Below are 1,033 nucleotides of genomic sequence, written 5' to 3' on the forward strand. Positions count from 1 at the left end.
TTGGAAATCCAAGCCTACGACGAGTTGTGCTTTCCTGGGCTGGCCGCCGAATGGGCGAAATGCGATGGCCTGCGGCCCTTTGTCGGCGCGCTGACGATGGAGTTGCCGACGGACACCGATGAGCAAGTCGCGTCCTGGATCGCGGCCGGGACACCGCCGATTTGCTTCGGGTTTGGCAGCGTGGGGGTCGAATCTGCTGCCGACACCCTCGCGCTGATCGGTGCGGCCTGCGCGCAATTGGGTGAGCGGGCGTTGGTGTGCGCGGCCGGGACCGACTTCAACCACATGCCGCCTACGGAGCATGTCAAGGTGGTGGGCGTGATGAATTACGCGGCGGCCTTTCCGCGCTGCCGCGCGGTCGTGCACCACGGTGGCACGGGCACCACGGCCGCTGGCCTGCGCGCCGGAGTCCCCACGTTGATCCTGTGGACGATGCCGGATCAGGCGCTCTGGGGGGCTCGGGTCAAACGACTGAAAGTTGGCACCACCCGGCGCTTTTCGTCTATTACCCAGGAATCGCTGGTCGCGGACCTGCGGACCATCCTGGCTCCGCACTACGCTGCCCGGGCTCGCGAGGTCGCCACCCGGATGACTACACCCGCCGAAGCCGTCACGGCCGTCGCAGATCTTGTGGAAAATTTCGCCCGCTTGGGGCGTGTCGGCTGATCCAAACACCTCCGGGTCAGGATTTGGAACGATTGCTCGCGGGGGAATCTGATTCGGCCAGCATGGGGTGCGCGCGGCGGTGTGCTGAGGAAATACTCCGCGATCTGCATAGGTTGACGGGATTTTCAGCAACAAGCGTCGCGCCGGATTTGTGGTGGTCAAGTTTGGCGTGCCTATTTTGGCGTTCACCCGAGAATGGTGGAATTGACCGGGCTTGTTGGCTAGCCGTGTGATAATTCCTCGACTCGACGGACTCGGCTTCTTCCCAGTTAGGTGACCTTGAACCCGGCTGACAGCGTTGGCTCCATCCCATCAGTTCCGAGTCAACGCTCGGAAAAATCGGGATTTCGCCCCGACATCGAGGGCT

General features: G+C 63.0%; 1 protein-coding gene. It reads left to right on the forward strand.

Annotation, left to right across the window (positions count from 1 at the left end; translation table 11 throughout):
• Window positions 1-666: glycosyltransferase (locus AC2VOP_RS06015; protein WP_486960105.1), on the forward strand; the 666-nt coding region annotated here is incomplete at its 5' end.
• Between the last annotated feature and the right edge of the window lie 367 nt (window positions 667-1,033).

The sequence above is a fragment of the Mycobacterium sp. TH-M106 genome (assembly GCF_057473765.1).